This is a genomic window from Streptomyces paludis, from assembly GCF_003344965.1.
Taxonomy (GTDB): domain Bacteria; phylum Actinomycetota; class Actinomycetes; order Streptomycetales; family Streptomycetaceae; genus Streptomyces; species Streptomyces paludis.
This window is the reverse complement of record NZ_CP031194.1, coordinates 8,046,808-8,066,050: the sequence shown is the minus strand read 5'-3', so window position 1 is coordinate 8,066,050 and position 19,243 is coordinate 8,046,808. Positions and strand designations below refer to the sequence as shown.

The window sequence follows — 19,243 nt, the reverse complement described above, 5'->3', positions numbered from 1 at the left end:
CCCCGTCCACCCGTAGAGACCGCACTTCACCGAGGGACATGATGAACGACCAGCCCCGTCTTCACCCCGAGGCCGAGCAGTTGCTCGCCCGTTCGCACCGGCTCGGCGCCGATCCGCGCAACACCAATTACGCGGGCGGCAACACCTCCGCCAAGGGCTCCGCCACCGACCCGGTCACGGGTGACGAGGTCGAGCTGATGTGGGTGAAGGGATCGGGCGGCGATCTGGGCACGCTGCGGCCGGAGGGCCTGGCCGCGCTGCGGGTCGACCGGCTGCGCGCGCTGAGCGGTGTCTATCCGGGGGTCGACCGCGAGGACGAGATGGTCGCCGCGTTCGACTACTGCCTGCACGGAAAGGGCGGCGCGGCCCCGTCGATCGACACCGCGATGCACGGGCTGGTCGACGCCCCTCATGTGGACCATCTGCACCCCGACTCGGGTATCGCGCTGGCCTGCGCGGCCGACGGCGAGAAGCTGACGGCCGAGTGTTTCGGCGACACGGTCGTCTGGGTGCCCTGGCGGCGCCCCGGCTTCCAGCTCGGTCTGGACATCGCCGCGGTCAAGGCGGCCAACCCGCGGGCGATCGGCTGTGTGCTCGGCGGCCACGGCATCACCGCCTGGGGCGCGACCTCCGAGGAGTGCGAGCGTAACTCCCTGCACATCATCCGCACCGCCGAGACGTTTCTCGCCGAGCGGGGCGCGCCGGAGCCCTTCGGTCCGGTCCTGCCGGGGTACGAGCCGCTGCCGGCGGAGCAGCGGCGCGCCCGGGCCGCCGCGCTGGCGCCGCTGATCCGCGGGATCGCCTCCACCGACCGGCGGCAGGTCGGGCACTTCACCGACACGGAGCCGGTCCTCGACTTCCTCGCCCGCGCGGAGCATCCGCGGCTGGCCGCGCTGGGCACCTCCTGCCCGGACCACTTCCTGCGCACCAAGGTCCGCCCGCTGGTCCTCGATCTGCCGGCCGGCGCGCCGCTGGAGGAGGTACGGGAGCGGCTGGCCGCCCTGCACACCGCGTACCGCGAGGAGTACCGCGCCTACTACGAGCGGCACGCGGTGCCCGGCTCGCCGGCGATGCGCGGCGCGGACCCGGCGATCGTGCTGGTGCCCGGGGTGGGCATGTTCTCCTTCGGCAAGGACAAGCAGACCGCCCGGGTCGCCGGGGAGTTCTACCTCAACGCGGTCAACGTGATGCGCGGCGCCGAGGCCGTCTCCTCGTACGCGCCGATCGAGGAGTCGGAGAAGTTCCGGATCGAGTACTGGGAGCTGGAGGAGGCCAAGCTGCGCCGGATGCCGGCGCCGAAGGCGCTGGCCGCGCGGGTCGCGCTGGTCACCGGCGCGGGGTCGGGGATCGGCCGGGCCATCGCGCACCGGCTGGCCGCCGAGGGCGCGTGCGTCGTGGTGGCCGATCTGAACGCCGGGGGCGCGGCGGCGGTCGTCGAGGAGCTGGGCGGCGCGGACCGGGCCGTGGCGGTGACGGTGGACGTGACGGACGAGGCGGCGATCGGGGCGGCGTTCGACGCGGCCGTGCTCGCCTTCGGCGGGGTGGACCTGGTCGTCAACAACGCCGGTATCTCGATCTCGAAGCCGCTGCTGGAGACGACGGCCCGGGACTGGGACCTCCAGCACTCCATCATGGCGCGCGGGTCCTTCCTGGTCTCGCGCGAGGCGGCCCGGGTGATGACCGATCAGAAGTCCGGCGGTGACATCGTCTACATCGCCTCCAAGAACGCGGTGTTCGCGGGCCCCAACAACATCGCGTACTCCGCGACCAAGGCCGACCAGGCCCACCAGGTGCGGCTGCTCGCCGCCGAGCTGGGCGGACTCGGGATCCGGGTGAACGGGGTGAACCCCGACGGGGTGGTACGCGGTTCGGGGATCTTCGCGGGCGGCTGGGGCGCGGAGCGGGCCGCGGTGTACGGCGTGGAGGAGGAGAAGCTCGGCGAGTTCTACGCGCAGCGGACGATCCTCAAGCGGGAGGTGCTGCCGGAGCATGTGGCCAACGCGGTGTTCGCGCTGACGGGCGGTGAGCTGAGCCATACGACGGGGCTGCACATCCCGGTGGACGCGGGGGTCGCGGCGGCGTTCCTGCGCTGAGCGCGCGGCGGGTGCGGGGTGTACGGGACGGGCTGCTCCGGCCCCGTACACCCCGCACCCGTACCCCTCGTATCTCCCTGCGTCTCCCTTCTCTCCTTGTCCCTCCCTGTCTCCCTGTCTCCCTGTCTCCCTGTCTCCCTGTCCCCTTCACGAGGTCTGCCGTGTCACTCTCCGAACCGCTTCCCTTCGCCGCCGTCGACCTCGGCGCGTCCAGCGGGCGTGTCATGGTCGGGCATGTCTCCGACCGGGGCGCCGGCACGCTGCGCCTCGACGAGGTGCACCGTTTCCCCAACCGGCCGGTGCGGATCGCCGGCACCCTGCACTGGGACATCCTGTCGCTGTACGGCGGGGTGCTGGACGGGCTGCGGGCGGCCGGCGCCGCCGCCGGGCGCGCGCCGGCGAGTGTCGGCGTCGACACCTGGGCCGTCGACTACGGGCTGCTCGACGCGTCGGGGGCCCTGCTCGGCAATCCGGTGCACTACCGGGACGCCCGTACGGAGGGCGAGGGCGAGAGAGCCGGCGCGGTGCTGGGGCCCGCCGCGCTGTACGCGGCCACCGGGCTCCAGTACCTGCCGTTCAACACGCTGTACCAGCTCACGGCCGCGCGCGGGAGCGCGGCGCTGGACGCGGCGCACCGGCTGCTGCTGATCCCCGACCTCATCTCGTACTGGCTGACCGGCGAGGCGGGTACGGAGCTGACCAACGCGTCCACCACCCAGCTCATCGATCCGCGGGCGCGGGACTGGTCGCCGTCGGTGGCCGACGCGCTCGGTATCGATCTGGGGCTGTTCGCGCCGCTGCGCGGCCCCGGTGACCCGGCCGGTGTGCTGCTGCCCGACGTGCTGGCCGAGACCGGGCTGACGGGTCCGGTGCCGGTGACGGCCGTCGGGTCGCACGACACGGCCTCGGCCGTCGCGGCGGTCCCCGCGTCCGGGAACCGCTTCGCCTATGTCGCCACCGGCACCTGGTCGCTGGCCGGTCTGGAACTGGACGCGCCCGTGCTGACCGAGGAGAGCAGACGGGCCAACTTCACCAATGAGCTGGGGGTGGACGGCACCGTCCGCTATCTGCGGAACATCATGGGGCTCTGGCTGCTCCAGGAGTGCCTGCGCACCTGGGAGGCCGAGGGGGCGCCCCGGTCGCTGGACCGGCTGCTGGCCGAGGCCACCGAGGTGCCGGGGCTGCGGTCGTACGTGGACGCCGACGACCCGGCGTTCCTGCCGCCCGGCGACATGCCGCGGCGGATCGCGGACGCCGCGCGCCGTTCGGGCGGGAAGGCCCCGGAGAGCCCGGCCGAGATCACCCGCTGTGTGCTGGACTCGCTGGCCCTCGCCCACCGGCGGGCGATCGAGGACGCGCAGCGGCTGTCGGGCCGGGCCGTGGACACCGTGCACATCGTCGGTGGCGGCGCCCACAACGAGCTGCTGTGCCAACTCACCGCCGACGCGTGCGGGCTGCCCGTGGTGGCCGGGCCGGCCGAGGCGGCGGCGCTCGGCAACGTACTCGTGCAGGCGCGCGCCGCGGGCGCCGTCCGCGGCGATCTGTCCGATCTGCGCGCCCTGCTGCGCGCCACGACGGAGCCGCGCCGGTACGAGCCGACGCGCGACCGGGATGCCCGGCGGGCCTGGGACCGGGCGGCGGCTCACGGGGAGCGCGCGCCGATATGATGACCGGCGCGAGCAGGGGTACCGCGTGAGGTGACCCACGGGATGTGACAGGACAGGCAGGACGCGTGGCGCAGACGGTCGGCATCAAGGACGTGGCCAGGATGGCCGGTGTCTCGGTCGGCACTGTCTCGAACGTGCTCAACAGGCCGGAGAAGGTGTCCGAGCACACCCGGGTGCGGGTACGGGCGGCCATAGACCAGCTCGGTTTCGTCCGGAGCGAGACGGCCCGTCAGCTCAGGGTCGGCACCAGCCGCATTCTGGCGATTCTGGTGCTGGACATGGCGAATCCGTTCTTCGTCGCCATCGCGAAGGGCGCGGAGCGCGCGGCGCGGGAGACGGGGCTCGGGGTGATGCTCTGCAACAGCGCGGGCAGCCCGGCCGAGGAGGCCGAGTATCTGTCGCTCTTCGCCGAGCAGCGGGTGCGCGGGGTACTGCTGACCCCGGCGGACGCGACGGGCCGCAATGTGCGGGAGTTCGCGCGCCGGGACATTCCGTTCGTCCATGTGGACCGGGCCGTGCCGGCCGCCGAGGGCTGCTCGGTCTCGGTGGACGATGTCGCCGGGGGCGCCCTCGCGGTGCGGCATCTGCTCGCCGCGGGGCACCGCTCGGTGACGTACATCAGCGGCCCGATGTCGCTGCCCCAGTGCCGCGACCGGCACTCGGGCGCGCTGCGCGCCCTGCGCGAGGCGGGGCTGCCGGACGGGGCGCTGCGCCATGTGGAGTCGGCGCGGCTGGACGTGGCCTCGGGCATCGACGCCGGGGCCCGGCTGCTGGGCCTCGCCGAGCGCCCCACCGCCGTCTTCTGCGCCAACGACCTGCTGGCGCTGGGGGTGCTCCAGGCCATGTACGGGGCCGGGGTCGATGTGCCGGGCGATGTGTCGATCGTCGGGTACGACGACATCGAGTTCGCCGCGGCGGCGGTCGTCCCGCTGACCTCGGTACGGCAGCCGGCGGACGCGATGGGGCGGACGGCCGCCGAGATGCTGATGGCCGAGACGGGACCCGGCGCGGAGCGTCATACGCACCGTTCGGTGGTGCTCCAGCCCGAACTGGTGGTCCGCAGCTCGACCCGGCGGCCGGCGGCGCGCTGACCGTCCGCGCGGCTCAGGCGGGCGCCGCGTAACAGCGGACCGTGACCGTCCGGTCCGGGCTCCAGCGCTGCTCCACGACGGCCAGCAGGTGCCAGCCGAGGCGTTCGTAGAGCGCCGCCGCCGCGGTGTCGGAGGCGACGACGTCCAGTACGGGGTGGAGTCCGCGCGCGGCGGCGTCCCGTACCGCCCGGTCCAGCAGCAGGGCGCCGAGGCCGTGGCCGCGCGCCGACGGCGAGACGAACAGCCGGCTCACCACCGCGCTGCCGGCGGCGGGCCGGCCCGTGCGCGCGCTCCACAGCCCGGGCGCCGCGTCCCCGTCGCCCGCCGGGGACAGCGCCAGATGTCCGACGATGCGGCCGTCCAGCTCGGCGACCCAGCCGGCCAGCTGTCCCGGGGGCGCCAGCCAATCGGCGGGGATTTCGGGCCAGTTCACCGGGTAGCCGTCGCCCCGGTGCACCTCGGCGAGCACCCGCGCGCACGCCTCCAGGTCACCCTTCTCCCGTGGCCGGATTCGATGTGCCGGGCCGGCGTTCTCGTCCATGGAACCGATCGGTCGTATCACCGGATCATGCAACCACACCATGGTCAGCGGCACGCACACGCTCCACCGCGATCCAAACCGAGAGGCGAAGAGTTGGCGACTTCACGCCAAATACCTGGTGCGAGAGCGGTCGTTGGTTCAAGATCGGGTCAATAAATCACCAACCGAAATCCATGGCCAAAGATCTCACGGATAGTCTCCGGCCGTGATATCGACCAGACACGCACCCTCCACCACCCCCACCACCCCCACGCTCGGCACTCCTCGCCGTTCCCTGCTGCGCGCGGCCCTCGCGGGGACGGCCGCGACGGCAGGTGTGGCACTGACGGCACCCTCTGCCGGAGCCGCCGGCCGGCCCCGCGCCGAGCGCCCCCGCCCGACCACCCCGGACGCCGCGCTCCGGGAGCTGGCGGAGGGCAACCACCGCTGGCGCACCTTCCGGGAGCAGCACCCGCACGAGACACGGACCGTGCGCGAGGCCCTTGTCTCGGGCCAGCACCCCTTCGCCCTCGTGCTCGGCTGCATCGACTCCCGGGTCCCCCCGGAGCTGGCCTTCGACCAGGGACTCGGCGACCTGATGACCGTCCGCTCGGCCGGCCAGGTGCTGGACGAGGCCGTCCTCGGCTCCGTCTGCTACGGCGCCCTGGAGCTGGACATCCCGCTGATCCTCGTCCTCGGCCACCAGTCGTGCGGCGCCGTCAAGGCGGCGGTCGAGACGGAGGAGAGCGGGGGACACCTTCCGGCGCACATCCAGTATCTGGCCGACGAGATCCGCCCGGTGATCGACCACAGCAAGGAGGGCGCCGAGCGGGTCGACTCCACCGTGAGCGCCCAGGTCGAGGCCGTCCGCAAGCGGCTCGCCGCCGAACCCGATCTCGCCGCCAGGGTGGACAAGGGCACGCTGGCCATCGTCGGCGCGCGCTACGAGCTGACGACCCAGCTCGTCCACCGCATCGGCTGATCCTGGCTCCCGCGCGCCGCCGTCCCGCTCCCGCCGGAGCCGGGCGGCGGCGCGCCGCCGTACACGGCGCGCGGTGCCCGGACGCTCCCGCCTCACCGGCGCGGCCCCTCACGCCGCGTCACGGTCCCCGGCGCAGGCGTCCGTTCCTCTCTCCGGTCCTCCCTCCGGCGGCCGGGGAGCAGGACCCGTCCGCCCCTCAGCCGGGCCAGCAGCCCGCCACGACGGGCTCCACAGGACGTTTCCCGCGCGGCGGGCGGACCGGGGGCGGGACGGGTCCGGCCGTCGCCGTCGGGGCGCGGAGCGGGCCGTACGGACCGGGCCTCCTCCAAGAGGCTCCCCAGGACGGCCCGGTGCCACTGGATCTCGTCCGGATCGTCCGCCACCACCAGCCGGCGCACCGTCTCCCGCGCCGCCTCGGACTCCTGGTACGCGGGCGTGAGACGGGGCCGCAGCCGGGTCAGATACGCGCGCTCGTACGGATCCCGCACCAGCTCCGCGAGATGGGCCGGGTCCAGAACGCACCCGGCGACGGCCGCCCGCTCCCAGGGATCGTCGCTCTCGTGCAGCAGCCGGCCGACACGCCTGCCGCGCCAGTTGCGCGGCCTGCGGTCCTCCCCCGCGTCGAGGCCCGCGCGCAGGGCCTCCGGGAACCGGCCGGTGAGCAGGACCGGTTCCGTCGCGGCGAACGCCCGCAGGTCGTCCGCCAGATAGAGCCAGACCACCGCCCGGTACCGGTTCAGATAGAAGCTCACCGGTGCGACAAGGCCGGCCCGCGCCAGCCGGGTGAACCGGCCCGGGCTCACGGACAGCAGCTCCGCGCCCTCGGCCGTGCCCACCGTCCGCACCCGCTCCCGGAGCGTCTCCGGGAAACCCTCGGCGGCCCGCAGCCGCTCGATCTCCTGACGGCTGACCCGGCGCCCGCCGCCGGCCCCGGTCGCCCCGGCGGTGGTGCGGATATGGCCGAGCTGGGCGGCGAGCGCGAACTCGCCCCGCCTCAGCTCCAGTTCCCGAGCGGCCGTGTTGACCCCGACCGTCTCCGGCTGCCGTGTCCTGGCGTCATTGATGGACATGCTGGTCCTCCCCCGTGAGCATCAATTACTCTCGGTGACGACCATAGCGTGGCGCGCAGACCCCCCGCCGGGCCTGTGGATAACTCGCCGCGCACGGCAGAACCGGCCGGGCGGTCAGAGCCCGCTCAGGCTCGTGTGGTCCGGCTGCCGCGCCGGCACACCGAGATGCTCACCGACCCGGTTGACCAGCAGCGTCATCTCGTATGCCACCTGACCGACATCCGCTTCCGCCGTGGTCAGCACACACAGGCAGCTGCCCTCCCCCGCCGCCGTGACAAACAGGAGCGCCTCGTCGAACTCCACCATCGTCTGTCTCGCCTGTCCCGCCCTGAAGTGCCGCCCCGAGCCGCGCGCGAGGCTGTGCAGCCCGGAGGAGACCGCCGCGAGATGCTCCGCGTCCTCGCGGGCCAGCGCCGAACTGGCCCCCGTCACCAGACCGTCGTTCGAGAGCACCAGTGCGTGTTTGATGTGCTCGACCCGTTCGGTCAGGTCGTCCAACAGCCAGTCAAGGCCCTTTTCGAGTGACATTTCCCGCCCCTCCCCGTTCATATGTTCCCGTATCCGCAACGCCCGTAGCGTTCCGTACCCGCCGCCGCGACGCAAGCGGCCTCCGGATCGGCACGATCCGTGAGCCACACATCGCGCCGATTGTCCCACCGGCGGAAAATACGGTCATGCCGACAAACATGAGCAAGGACGAGTGGCATGCCTTCGTCTCCGAGGGCACGCGCACCGGAAAGCTGTGCACCGTACGGGCCGACGGAAGCCCGCACATCGCGCCGGTCTGGTTCGTCATGGACGGGGATGATCTCGTCTTCAACACCGGCAAGGAGACCGTGAAGGGCCGCAACCTGCTGCGGGACGGCCGGGTGGCCCTCTGTGTGGACGACGAGCGTCCGCCGTTCGCCTTCGCGGTCGTCCACGGCCGGGCCGAGACCGACGAGGATCCGGCGGAACTCCTCAAATGGAGCACCCGGATCGCCGCGCGCTACATGGGAGAGGAGCGGGCCGCGGAGTTCGGCCGGCGCAACGCCGTGCCGGGCGAGCTACTGGTGCGGGTACGGGTCGAACGGGTCTCGGCCCTCGCGGACATGACCGGCTGACCGGATGACCGGCCGAGCAGCAATACCGGCCGGCAGAACCGATGGGCTGAACCGATCGGCGGGCCGGTCCGGGGGATCATGTCCCCATGACCCGCGACCACACCCGTGTCCAGGAGTTCTTCGCCGCCCGCGCGGCCGGCTGGGACCGGCGCTTCCCCGACGACGGCCCGGCCTACACCGCCGCCGTCGCCGCGCTGGGGCTGCGCCCCGGTGACGCCGTGCTGGACGCGGGGTGCGGCACGGGACGCGCGCTGCCGGCCCTGCGGGCCGCGGTGGGCGAGCGCGGAACGGTGCTGGGCGCCGATCTCACCCCGGAGATGCTGGCCGAGGCCGTACGAGCGGGCCGGCGGCGCGGCGGACGGCTGCTGCTCGCCGATGTGACGCGGCTGCCGCTGCGCGACCGCGCGCTGGACGCGGTCTTCGGCGCGGGGCTGATCGGCCATCTCCCGGAGCCCGGACGGGATCTCGGCGAACTGGCCCGGGTGGTGCGGCCGGGCGGCCGGCTGGCGCTGTTCCATCCCCTAGGCCGGGCCGCGCTCGCCGCCCGGCAGGGCCGCCGGATCACCGACGACGACGCACGGGCCGAGCCCCGGCTGCGCCCCCTGCTCGCCGGGGCGGGCTGGCGGCTGGAGTCGTACACCGACGAGCCGGGGCGTTTCCTGGCGCTGGCCGTCCGCCGGGACTGAACGGCGCGGCGGCCTGGGGGCAGGTTCCGCGAGTGGCGCCCCACGGGCGGTGGCGGCCTACAGCGGCTTTTCGAAGAACGTGCTGTCCGCGTTCCCCCGATACCGCCCGAATCCCGCCGTCGGCCCGTACCCGCTGGACCGGTACAGGCTGGTCGCCTCGCCCAGCAGATGGCCGGTCTCCAGCACCATCCGGATCCGTCCGGCGCTCCGCGCGCTCTCCTCCAGCGCGGCCAGGATCCGGCGCGCCAGCCCGCGCCCCCGGGCCTCCGGGGCGACGAACATGCGCTTGACCTCGGCGTCGCCCGGCGCGTACCCCTCCTCGCGGCTGTCCTGGGCGCGCCAGCCGCCGGAGGCGACGGCGGTGTCCATGTCGTAGGCGAGGAGGTACAGACCGCTCGGCGGCTCGAAGTACGAGGGATGCAGGGGTGTCGCGTCGTCGTAGCCGAACCGGCGGCGGTACTCCTCCTGTACCTGCTCCGCGAGGGCGACGGCGTCGGGGTGGTCGTAGGCGACGGGAATGATTTTCACGGCTCCGAACTCTACGGACCACCGCGCCGGGACAGGGATACGGGCCCCGGCCCACAGGCGTACGAGGCCCGGACCCCGGCATACGAAGGCCCGGACCGCCGCGAACGGACGGTCCGGGCCCCCGCGCACTCCCGGGATGGGCCGCCTGCCTCAGCGGCCGATCTCCTTGCGGTTGATCCGGCGCAGCCTGCGGCGCTGCGACGGGTCCAGCATCAGATACGCGGCTGCCGGCACTCCGATCACCACCAGCAGGGAGAACCAGAATCCGATCAGCGGCCAGAGAAGAAGGCCAACGGCCACTCCCCCGATGGCGATCTTCGCGTTTGTCGACATCTTCCACGCCTCCTCTGCGGCCGTGCCGCTCCGTGTCCAGTGAACGTACGCGGCGGGCCGCCAGTTCCACTATGCGCCGACGCGTAGCGGTTCGCCGACCTCGTGCATGTATCCGAGGGCCTGCCGGTACGACTCGATCAGCCCGGTCTCGGTGTACGGGAGCCCCAGCTCCCGGCAGTGCCGCCGTACCAGGGGCTGGGCCAGCCGCAGATGGGGGCGGGGCATGCTGGGGAAGAGGTGGTGCTCGATCTGGTAGTTCAGCCCGCCGAGGAACCAGTCCGTGAGGAGGCCGCCGCGGACGTTCCGCGAGGTGAGGACCTGCTTGCGCAGATGTCCCCAGTCCGCTCCGTTCTCCCCGTCGGCCATCTCCATGCCCTTGTGGTTGGGGGCGAAGGCCATACCGAGGTGCAGCCCGAGCAGCATCTGGTGGATCAGGGCGAAGACCAGTGCCCGGCCGGCGCTCATGGTGGTGAGGAGCAGCGCCGTGTAGGCGGCCACATGGACCAGGAGCAGCGCGCCCTCCACGGCGCGGCGGCGCGGCGGCAGGGTGGGGCCGGTGCGCGAGAAGACCGCCTGGAAGCCGTACACCTTGAGGGCGATGCCCTCCAGGGTGGTCAGCGGGAAGAACAGCCATGCCTGGTGGCGGGTGAGCCAGCCGCGCAGCCCGGTGCGCCCGGCGGTCTGGTCGGAGGAGAAGACGAGGATGTCCGCCTTCACGTCCGGGTCCTTGTCCAGGTGGTTGGGGTTGGCGTGGTGCCGGTTGTGCTTGTCGTTCCACCACTCCTGGCTCATCCCGAGCAGCAGATTGGCGTGCACGAGCTGGATGACGCGGCCCCGGCCCCGGTCCGCCGTGATCTGGCCGTGGCCCGCGTCGTGGCCGATGAACGCCGTACGGGCGGAGACGATCGCCAGGGGCGGGGCCAGGAGCAGTGCCCACCAGGAGGAACCGAGAAGGACCAGCCCGGTGACGAGCGCGGCCAGGAACACGAGGTTGACCGCGATGCTCCGGGCGTACCAGCCCGCCCGGCGCTCCAGCAGGCCCTGCTCCCGCACCACCCGCAGAAGGGGGGTGAACTCGCTGCCGCCCGTGCGACCCGCGCCGTCCGCGCGCCGGGGTGCGGACACGGGCTCGGGCTCGGGTGTCGCGGGCTCGGGTACGGGTATGGGCACGGGCTGCGCGGCGAGCGGTACGGCGGGAGGCGCGGCAGCGGCTCGGGGCATGGCTGTCTCCGGTCTGTGGGCGTCTGTGAGCGAATGAGGTGAACGGGGAGGCCGGGAAGGGGCCGGGAGGGGTACGAGCGGGACCGCGCTCGACCTCTTGCAACGTACGGCCGCGCGACCGGCCGGGACCATGAGGTAATCCCCCGGACGGGACGGGGGTTTCAAGGAGGCCGCGTGGGGTGCTGACCTCAGCCGCGTGCTCCGGGAGGCGTCGATGTGGGGTACCCTCGGCCGCTCCGACCCCCAGTAGTCAAACTTGAGGAATGCGTCTCCCCGTGCACAGGCTCCCCGCGGCGGCACCCGCCACGACATCCGCCACGACACCCTCCGGGATCGCCGGACTCGCCCGCTGTTCCGCAGTCTTCCTTCCCTCCGATCCGGCGCGCGCCGGCCGGATCGCCTACTGGCACGCCGAGGGCGCGCGGCCGGCGGCCGTTCCGGGTTCCTGGGAGGAGCTGGTCGTCGTGGACACCTACGGCGGCCTCCTCACGGCCGGGGCGCTGCTGGTGCCCGTGGCGGACGCGCTGCCCCTCCTGACGAGGGGACGCACCGCGGCGGACGCCTCACCGTCGGCCGCCTTCTGGGGCACGGCCGCGCTGCTCGCCCTCCGGCTGGCCGCCCAGGGGCGGATGCTGCCGGGCCTCACCGAGTCGGACCACGACGCGTGGCGGGCCGGGCCGCTGACCGCGGACGACCTGGATCTGATCCGTACGCTGGCGGCCTCGATGCCGCCCACCGCACACGCCGTACCGCTCGACGCCGGGCAGGACCCGCTGCTGCTCCCCGACCCAGAGCGGCTGTTGCGGGAGTTCCTCGACGCGGTCGTCGACGGGCTGCCGCGCACCCCCGCAGCGCCGGTCGTCACCGCGGGCGCCGCCTTCGCCGCCGTACCGCCCCAGCGCTTTCCCGAACTGCGGGACTGGGCCGGTGAGGTGGCCGCCGGGCACGACGCGGGGGTACGGCTCTCGCTCCGCGTCGAGCTGCCCGGCATCGGCGACGGTATCGACGGCGCCGGCGGTATCGACGGCGGCATCGGCAGCGGACCGGACGGCGGACCGGAGCCCGCCGTTCCGGGGGCGGCCTTCCGCGCCGTCCTCCAGATGCACAGCGTCAGCGACCCGGCGACCGTCGTGGACGCGGGCGCGGTGTGGTCGGGCGACGCCGGTACGGCCTTCGGCCCGCGCGCCCGCATGGACGCCCTGCTCGCCCTGCGCCGGGCCGCCCGCGCGTGGCCGCCGCTGGCCCCGCTGCTTTCCGCCGCCGTACCCGACGGGATCGAACTGGCCGACGAGGAGGTCACCGAGCTGCTGGGTGACGCGTCGGAGGCGCTCGCCGCGACCGGTGTCCAGGTGCACTGGCCGCGCGCGCTGACACGCACGCTCACCGCGAGCGCGTCCATCGGTCTGCGCGGCGACGACACCGACGACGGAGAAGGCGGCGCGCTGCCCTCCTTCCTCTCCGCCGACGCCCGCGCCTCCTTCGTCTGGCACTTCGCGCTGGGCGACCGGACCATCGACCGGGCGGAGCTGGACCGGCTCGCCGAGGCGAGCCGTCCCGTCGTCCGGCTGCGCGACCAGTGGGTGCTGGTCGATCCCGCGCAGGTCCGGCGCGCCCGCGAGAGCCGGGACCGGACACTCACCCCGGTCGACGCGCTCGAAGCCGTACTCACCGGCTCCACCGAGATCGGCGGCCGGCGCTACGCCGTCCGCCCCACCGGGCCCTTCGCCGGCCTGCGCGACCTGCTGGCCGACCCGGAGCGCGCCGGACGGGAGGCGGAGCCGGGCATCGCCCAGCCCGCGGCCCTCACCGCGACGCTGCGCGACTACCAGCTCCGCGGTCTGAACTGGCTGCACCGGATGACCTCGCTCGGTCTCGGCGGCTGTCTCGCGGACGACATGGGGCTCGGCAAGACCATCACCCTCATCGCGCTCCATCTGCACCGCCAGACCGATCCGTCGGCGGCCGGTCCGACCCTGGTGGTCTGTCCCGCCTCCCTGATGGGCAACTGGCAGCGCGAGATCGAACGTTTCGCCCCCGGTACGCCCGTCCGCCGCTTCCACGGCGCCTCGCGCACCCTGGAGGCCCCGGCGGACGGCGAGTTCGTCCTCACCACGTACGGCACGATGCGGCTGGACGCGGCGCGGCTCGCGGGCGTGGACTGGGGCCTGGTCGTCGCCGACGAGGCGCAGCACGTGAAGAACCCGTACAGCTCGACCGCGCGACAGCTGCGGACCATCGGCGCGCGGGCCCGGGTCGCGCTCTCCGGCACGCCCGTGGAGAACAATCTCTCCGAGCTGTGGGCGCTGCTGGACTGGACGACCCCGGGGCTCCTCGGCCGCCTCGGCACCTTCCGTACCCGGTACGCCGACGCCGTCGAGCGCGGGGAGGATCCGGCGGCGGCCGAGCGGCTCGCCGCGCTGGTCCGGCCGTTCCTGCTGCGCCGCCGGAAGTCCGACCCCGGGATCGCGCCCGAGCTGCCGCCCAAGACCGAGACCGACCGGGCCGTCCAGCTCACCGCCGAACAGGCCGGACTGTACGAGGCGGTGGTACGCGAGACCCTCGCGGCGATCGCCGGGGCGGGCGGCATCGAGCGGCGCGGACTGATCGTCAAGCTGCTGACCTCGCTCAAGCAGATCTGCAACCACCCTGCGCAGTATCTGAAGGAGGAGGAGCCGCGTCTCGCGGACCGGTCGGGGAAGCTGGAGCTGCTGGACGAGCTGCTCGACACCATCCTGGCGGAGGGGGCGAGTGTGCTGGTGTTCACGCAGTACGTGCGGATGGCGCGGCTGCTGGAACGGCATCTGGCGGCGCGCGGGGTGGTGACGCGGTTCCTGCACGGCGGTACGCCGATCCCGGAGCGCGAGGCCATGGTCGACAGCTTCCAGAACGGCGAAGTGCCGGTTTTCCTGCTGTCGTTGAAGGCCGCGGGCACCGGGCTCAACCTCACCCGCGCCGAGCATGTCGTGCACTTCGACCGGTGGTGGAACCCCGCCGTCGAGGCGCAGGCCACGGACCGGGCGTACCGGATCGGGCAGAACCGGCCCGTACAGGTGCACCGGATGATCGCCGAGGGCACGATCGAGGACCGCATCGCCGGGCTGCTGGCCCGCAAGCAGCGGCTGGCGGACGCCGTGCTGGGCTCGGGCGAGACCGCCCTGACCGAACTGACCGACGCCGAGCTGGCGGATCTGGTGGAGCTGCGAGGAAGCGCGCGATGAGCGAGACGAACCGTACGGCCGACGCGACGGAGATGACGGAGACGGCGCACGCGGCGGAGGACGAGGTACGCACCTTCGCCGCCCAACCGCCTGCCCGGGGAAGGGGTTTCGCGGCCACCTGGTGGGGCCGGGCCTGGCTCCAGGCGCTGGAGGACACCGCCCTCGACGGCCAGCAGCTGCCGAAGGGGCGCGCGCGGGCCCGCGCCGGCGCGGTGGGCGCGGTGTCCGTACGTCCCGGCCGGATCACCGCTGTCGTACGGGACCGGGACGGCACCGCCCACCGGAGCGATGTGCTGCTGCGGCGGCTGACCGACGACGAATGGGACCGCTTCGTGGAGATGGCCGTCGACAGCGCGGGCCATGTCGCGGCGCTGCTCGACCGGGAGATGCCGCCGCACCTGATGGAGGACGCGGCGAGCGCGGGAGTGGAACTGCTGCCGGGTGTGGGCGACTTGGAGGCGGAGTGCGGGTGCGGGGCGTGGGACCACTGTCCCCATACGGCCGCGCTCTGCTATCAGTTGGCCCGGCTGCTGGACCAGGATCCTTTCGTTCTGCTGCTGTTGCGCGGCCGGACCGAGCGGCGGCTGCTGTCCGCACTCCAGTCGCGCGGCGCGGCGCGGGCCGCCGGTGCGGAGCGCGCGGCCGGGGAGGACCGGGGACCGGCGGGGGTCGACGCGGCGGCGGCCTTCGCGGCGCGTGACATCCTGCCGCCGCTGCCCGCTCCCCCGCGGGCGCCGGCCGAGCCGGGGCCGTCGCCGTCCCTCAACACGGAGACCGCTCCGCCCGCCGGAGCGGAGGCGGCGGCCCTGGAGTTCCTGGCCGCCGCCACGGCGGCGCGCGCCCTGCGGCTGCTCTCCGACGCGCTCTCGCCCGGCCATGAACTCCAGCCACTGGAAGCTGAACTGACGGTTCGCCAGGACGGTGTACGGCTCGCCGCCACCGCGCCGGGGCGTCCGGCCCTGATCGACGAGCGGCTGGCGTCGGGCACCGGCCGCCCGCCGGCCGAGCTGGACCTCGCGGTGCGCGCGTGGCGGTACGGGGGCGCCGCGGCCCTGGCCGTACTGGACGAGGAGTGGGAGCCGGGCCCGGCGGACCTCGCCCGGGCGCGCGCCGCCCTCGACGCCGCCTGGGCGGACGGCGGCCGGCCGGGTCCGGCGCCGGTGCACGCGGGCGCGGCCCGCTGGACCGTGGCCGGGGACTCTGCGGGGCTGCGGTACGGGAGCGACGGCCGATGGTGGCCCTACGACGTGACGCACGGCCGCTGGACCCCGGCCGGACCCGGCGCCCACGACCCCGCCGCGGCCCTGGACGGTATGACGGACGGCTGAACACACACGGATGACCACGTACGGCATGCCTGCTTCCCGCGCACGGCACGCCGCGTGCCCATGTGCCGCTTGCCGCAAGCCGCTTGCCCCGCCCGGCCGCCGGCGCGACGATGGCCCTGTCCGGTGAACTCGGTGAACTCCGACCGGGGAGGCGTCGTTGACCGACCCATGGGTGGCGCTGGAGCCGGGCGCAGACCCGGCGAAGCGCCGCGGTGCGCTGCGCCGCGCGTACGAGTCGTTCGCGGCCGGCGGACGGGTGGAGCGGCCCGTACGGCCGGTGGTGGCCGACTCGTGGCGGCGCTCCGCCCGCGCCCGGGTCTGTCCCGAGGGCGGTGCGGATCCGCCGGGAACCGAGCTGGCGGACGACGAACTCACCGCGTACCGCGACGCCCATCCGCTCTCCCGGGTGATGCCGCTCTTCCGTGAGCTGATGGGCGCGTACGCCATGGACGGCGAGCATCTGATGGCGGTGTGCGACGCGCACGGCCGGCTGCTCTGGGTCGAGGGGCACCGGGCGACCCGGCTGCTGGCGGGCCGGATGAACTTTGTGCCAGGGGCGCGCTGGGCGGAGGGGGTCGCCGGGACGAACGCGCCGGGGACCGCGATCGCCGTGGACCGGCCCGTACAGGTCTTCGCCGCCGAGCACTTCCGGCGGCCCGTGCACCCGTGGACATGTGCGGCGGCACCGGTCCACGATCCGCGTACCGGACGGCTGCTGGGCGCGGTCGACATCACCGGCGGGGACCGGCTGGCCCATCCGCACAGTCTGGCCTTCGTGACCGCGGTCGCGCGGGCCGCCGAGTCGCAGCTCGCGCTGGACGCGCCGCCGCCCGCCACCGGGTCCGTACGGCTCTCCGCGCTGGGCCGGGACGAGGCGCTGCTGCTGACGGCCGGCCGTACGGTACGGCTGAGCCCCCGGCACAGCGAGCTGCTGACCCTGCTGGCGCGCCGCCCGGAGGGCATCGCCGGGGACGAGCTGCTGGTGGAGCTGTACGAGGAGGAGTCGGTCACCCCGGTCACACTGCGCGCCGAACTCTCCCGGCTGCGCGCGCTGCTCGGCCCCGGGCTGCTGCGGTCGCGCCCGTACCGGCTGGCCGTGCCGGTCGACGCGGACTTCGACACCGTGGCGCGGCGGCTGGCGTCCGGCGCGGTGACCTCGGCGATGCACGCGTACGCCGGACCGCTGCTGCCGGGCTCGCAGGCACCGACGGTGGTACGGCTGCGCCGCCGCCTCGCGGACCAGCTGCGCGCGGCGCTGATCGCCCGGGGGGATCCGGGCCTGCTGGCGGACTGGGCGTACAGCCCGTGGGGCGAGGACGACCTGGCCGTGTGGCGGGCGCTGGCCACCGTACTGCCCGGACCGCAGCGCCCGGCGGCGCTCGCGCGCGTACGGGAACTGGACGCCTGGCAGCGCGGCTGACCCGGCGGACGCGCAACCCACTCGCAACGTTCCCGGCCCTAGCGTCGGCCCCGGCGCCGTCCAACGGCGGGCGGCGCGGAGCTTCGGGAGGCCCTGGAGATGACCCGTTACGCAGCGCCCGGCAGCGAGGGCAGCATCGTCTCGTACGAGTCCCGCTACGACCACTGGATCGGCGGCGAGTACGTCCCGCCGGCCCGGGGCCGGTACTTCGAGAACCCGAGCCCGGTCAACGGCCGCCCCTTCACCGAGATCGCGCGCGGCACCGCCGAGGACGTGGAACGGGCGCTGGACGCGGCGCACGGCGCGGCCCCCGGCTGGGCGAGGACCTCGGCGGCGGACCGCGCCCAGGTGCTCCTGCGGATCGCCGACCGGATGGAGGCGCGGCTGGAGGAGCTGGCGGTCGCGGAGAGCTGGGAGAACGGCAAGCCGGTACGGGAGACGCTGGCCGCCGACATCCCGCTCGCCATCGACCACTTCCGCTACTTCGCGGGCGCGCTGCGGGCCCAGGAGGGCACACTCAGCGAACTCGACGACGACACCGTCGCGTACCACTTCCACGAGCCGCTGGGGGTCGTGGCGCAGATCATCCCGTGGAACTTCCCCATCCTGATGGCGACCTGGAAGCTGGCGCCCGCGCTGGCCGCGGGCAACACCGTCGTCATCAAACCGGCCGAGCAGACCCCGGCGTCCCTCCACTACTGGCTGAGTCTGGTCGCCGACCTGCTGCCGCCGGGCGTGGTCAACATCGTCAACGGCTTCGGCGTCGAGGCGGGCAAACCACTGGCGTCCAGCCCGCGCGTGGCGAAGGTCGCGTTCACGGGCGAGACCACGACGGGGCGGCTGATCATGCAGTACGCCTCGGAGAACATCAAGCCGGTCACCCTGGAACTCGGCGGCAAGAGCCCGAACCTCTTCTTCGACGACATCTGGGCGGCCGACGACGACTTCCGCGACAAGGCCCTGGAGGGCTTCACCATGTTCGCCCTCAACCAGGGCGAGGTGTGCACCTGTCCGTCGCGGGCGCTGATCCAGGGCGGCCACTACAACGAGTTCCTCGAAGCGGGCGTGGCCCGCACGGAGGCGATCGTCCCCGGCCATCCGCTGGACACCACCACGATGATCGGCGCCCAGGCGTCCCACGACCAGCTCCAGAAGATCCTCTCGTACCTGGACATCGGCCTCCAGGAGGGCGCCAAGCTTCTGACGGGCGGCCAGCGGATCGAGTACGACGGCGAGCTGGCCGGCGGCTACTACGTCCAGCCCACGATCTTCGAGGGCCACAACCGGATGCGTGTGTTCCAGGAGGAGATCTTCGGCCCCGTCCTCGCGGTGACGTCCTTCAGCGACTTCGACGACGCCATCAAGACCGCGAACGACACCCTGTACGGCCTGGGCGCCGGCGTCTGGACCCGCGACACCAACACCGCGTACCGCGCCGGCCGCGCCATCCAGGCGGGCCGCGTCTGGACCAACTGCTACCACGCCTACCCGGCCCACGCGGCATTCGGCGGCTACAAGCAGTCCGGCATCGGCCGCGAGAACCACCGGATGATGCTGGACCACTACCAGCAGACAAAAAATCTTCTCGTGTCGTACTCGCCGAAGAAGCTGGGCTTCTTCTAAGGGGACGAAAAAGAGCGCCTGACCAGCAACAACGCTGGTCAGGCGCTCTCGGATTCACCGAGTCGAGACGCGTGTAAAAAAGTGAGCATACTCCCGATATCTCCCACTGGTACCCCACCTCTGGCCAGCTGTTCCGGGGCATTTCCGGGCCAGGATTCCACTCACCCACCCTGCGCGACTTCGTCCTTCGGCCCCTCCCACCGCCGCATCGAGTCCTCGATCAGGCCGTTGGCATGGTTCCGCGGGCGTATTCATCACGGGTGAGACCAGCCTCGCGCGCTTCGTCGGCGGTTTCCGGTGCTGTCCAGCGCGTCCCTCCACTCATCCGGCGGATCAACCTGCCAGGCGTTCTTGTCGAAG

Annotated in this window: 16 protein-coding genes; 10 read left to right on the top strand and 6 right to left on the bottom strand. The window is 73.4% G+C overall.

Going from position 1 to position 19,243, the window contains the following annotated elements; genetic code table 11:
* The first annotated feature begins 41 nt into the window (after window positions 1-41).
* The 3 genes from DVK44_RS34790 to DVK44_RS34780 all read left to right on the top strand — a co-directional run bounded on the left by DVK44_RS34790 (window position 42) and on the right by DVK44_RS34780 (window position 4,851).
* Window positions 42-2,093, top strand: a complete 2,052-nt coding sequence (locus tag DVK44_RS34790) for a bifunctional aldolase/short-chain dehydrogenase (RefSeq protein WP_114664587.1) — start codon at window positions 42-44, stop codon at window positions 2,091-2,093.
* Window positions 2,094-2,254: 161 nt separating this feature from the next.
* Window positions 2,255-3,760 (top strand): rhamnulokinase, encoded by a 1,506-nt coding sequence (locus DVK44_RS34785; RefSeq protein WP_228447502.1) that lies wholly within the window; start codon window positions 2,255-2,257, stop codon window positions 3,758-3,760.
* Window positions 3,761-3,825: 65 nt separating this feature from the next.
* Complete coding sequence (locus tag DVK44_RS34780) at window positions 3,826-4,851, top strand: LacI family DNA-binding transcriptional regulator (RefSeq protein WP_114664586.1); 1,026 nt, start codon at window positions 3,826-3,828, stop codon at window positions 4,849-4,851.
* 13 nt (window positions 4,852-4,864) lie between these two features.
* Here DVK44_RS34780 and DVK44_RS34775 read toward each other — a convergent pair whose 3' ends face one another.
* Window positions 4,865-5,392 (bottom strand): GNAT family N-acetyltransferase, encoded by a 528-nt coding sequence (locus DVK44_RS34775; protein ID WP_114665636.1) that lies wholly within the window; start codon window positions 5,390-5,392, stop codon window positions 4,865-4,867.
* 205 nt (window positions 5,393-5,597) lie between these two features.
* On the opposite strand from DVK44_RS34775, the gene DVK44_RS34770 reads away from it, so the two are divergent.
* On the top strand, window positions 5,598-6,353 hold the full coding sequence (locus DVK44_RS34770; protein ID WP_114664585.1) for a carbonic anhydrase: 756 nt from the start codon (window positions 5,598-5,600) through the stop codon (window positions 6,351-6,353).
* Between the two features lie 92 nt (window positions 6,354-6,445).
* Here the strand turns inward: DVK44_RS34770 and DVK44_RS34765 are convergent, their stop codons facing one another.
* Together DVK44_RS34765 and DVK44_RS34760 are read right to left on the bottom strand one after the other, a co-directional pair.
* Complete coding sequence (locus DVK44_RS34765; RefSeq protein ID WP_114664584.1) at window positions 6,446-7,423, bottom strand: DUF6397 family protein; 978 nt, start codon at window positions 7,421-7,423, stop codon at window positions 6,446-6,448.
* A 114-nt stretch (window positions 7,424-7,537) separates the two neighbouring features.
* Window positions 7,538-7,951 carry a roadblock/LC7 domain-containing protein gene (locus DVK44_RS34760; protein WP_114664583.1) on the bottom strand — a complete coding sequence of 138 codons (414 nt, stop codon included), beginning with the start codon at window positions 7,949-7,951 and terminating at the stop codon, window positions 7,538-7,540.
* A gap of 146 nt (window positions 7,952-8,097) precedes the next feature.
* On the opposite strand from DVK44_RS34760, the gene DVK44_RS34755 reads away from it, so the two are divergent.
* Both DVK44_RS34755 and DVK44_RS34750 read left to right on the top strand, forming a co-directional pair.
* Window positions 8,098-8,526, top strand: coding sequence for a PPOX class F420-dependent oxidoreductase (locus DVK44_RS34755; protein ID WP_114664582.1), 429 nt, complete (start codon window positions 8,098-8,100; stop codon window positions 8,524-8,526).
* An 86-nt stretch (window positions 8,527-8,612) separates the two neighbouring features.
* Entirely contained in the window at window positions 8,613-9,212 is a 600-nt protein-coding gene (locus DVK44_RS34750) for a class I SAM-dependent methyltransferase (RefSeq protein ID WP_114664581.1), read from the top strand.
* Window positions 9,213-9,269: 57 nt separating this feature from the next.
* On the opposite strand, the gene DVK44_RS34745 is transcribed toward DVK44_RS34750, so the two are convergent.
* From DVK44_RS34745 to DVK44_RS34735, 3 genes are all read right to left on the bottom strand, one after another.
* Entirely contained in the window at window positions 9,270-9,740 is a 471-nt protein-coding gene (locus DVK44_RS34745) for a GNAT family N-acetyltransferase (protein WP_114665635.1), read from the bottom strand.
* A 150-nt stretch (window positions 9,741-9,890) separates the two neighbouring features.
* Window positions 9,891-10,073, bottom strand: coding sequence for a hypothetical protein (locus DVK44_RS34740; RefSeq protein WP_114664580.1), 183 nt, complete (start codon window positions 10,071-10,073; stop codon window positions 9,891-9,893).
* A 69-nt stretch (window positions 10,074-10,142) separates the two neighbouring features.
* A complete protein-coding gene (locus DVK44_RS34735) occupies window positions 10,143-11,294 on the bottom strand; it encodes a fatty acid desaturase family protein (protein WP_114664579.1) in 1,152 nt (383 codons plus the stop codon).
* A gap of 275 nt (window positions 11,295-11,569) precedes the next feature.
* Here DVK44_RS34735 and DVK44_RS34730 point away from each other — a divergent pair, with 275 nt between their 5' ends.
* The 4 genes from DVK44_RS34730 to exaC all read left to right on the top strand — a co-directional run bounded on the left by DVK44_RS34730 (window position 11,570) and on the right by exaC (window position 18,883).
* The gene (locus tag DVK44_RS34730; protein ID WP_408055380.1) at window positions 11,570-14,512 is read left to right on the top strand and encodes a DEAD/DEAH box helicase; all 2,943 of its coding nucleotides are present in this window, start codon (window positions 11,570-11,572) and stop codon (window positions 14,510-14,512) included.
* On the top strand, window positions 14,509-15,840 hold the full coding sequence (locus DVK44_RS34725; protein WP_408055379.1) for an SWIM zinc finger family protein: 1,332 nt from the start codon (window positions 14,509-14,511) through the stop codon (window positions 15,838-15,840). Before DVK44_RS34730 ends, DVK44_RS34725 begins: the two co-directional genes overlap by 4 nt.
* 157 nt (window positions 15,841-15,997) lie before the next feature.
* Window positions 15,998-17,260: a GAF domain-containing protein gene (locus DVK44_RS34720; RefSeq protein ID WP_114664577.1), complete on the top strand. Its 1,263-nt coding sequence runs from the start codon at window positions 15,998-16,000 to the stop codon at window positions 17,258-17,260.
* 99 nt (window positions 17,261-17,359) lie between these two features.
* Window positions 17,360-18,883 carry an acetaldehyde dehydrogenase ExaC gene (exaC, locus tag DVK44_RS34715; RefSeq protein WP_114664576.1) on the top strand — a complete coding sequence of 508 codons (1,524 nt, stop codon included), beginning with the start codon at window positions 17,360-17,362 and terminating at the stop codon, window positions 18,881-18,883.
* Window positions 18,884-19,243: the final 360 nt, after the last annotated feature.

Coding starts and splice junctions, on each gene's coding strand:
- DVK44_RS34790 (WP_114664587.1), top strand. CDS start 42: ATGAACGACCAGCCCCGTCTTCACCCCGAGGCCGAGCAGTTGCTCGCC.
- DVK44_RS34775 (WP_114665636.1), bottom strand. CDS start 5,392: ATGGACGAGAACGCCGGCCCGGCACATCGAATCCGGCCACGGGAGAAG.
- DVK44_RS34765 (WP_114664584.1), bottom strand. CDS start 7,423: ATGTCCATCAATGACGCCAGGACACGGCAGCCGGAGACGGTCGGGGTC.
- DVK44_RS34760 (WP_114664583.1), bottom strand. CDS start 7,951: ATGTCACTCGAAAAGGGCCTTGACTGGCTGTTGGACGACCTGACCGAA.
- DVK44_RS34755 (WP_114664582.1), top strand. CDS start 8,098: ATGCCGACAAACATGAGCAAGGACGAGTGGCATGCCTTCGTCTCCGAG.
- DVK44_RS34750 (WP_114664581.1), top strand. CDS start 8,613: ATGACCCGCGACCACACCCGTGTCCAGGAGTTCTTCGCCGCCCGCGCG.
- DVK44_RS34740 (WP_114664580.1), bottom strand. CDS start 10,073: ATGTCGACAAACGCGAAGATCGCCATCGGGGGAGTGGCCGTTGGCCTT.
- DVK44_RS34735 (WP_114664579.1), bottom strand. CDS start 11,294: ATGCCCCGAGCCGCTGCCGCGCCTCCCGCCGTACCGCTCGCCGCGCAG.
- DVK44_RS34725 (WP_408055379.1), top strand. CDS start 14,509: ATGAGCGAGACGAACCGTACGGCCGACGCGACGGAGATGACGGAGACG.
- exaC (WP_114664576.1), top strand. CDS start 17,360: ATGACCCGTTACGCAGCGCCCGGCAGCGAGGGCAGCATCGTCTCGTAC.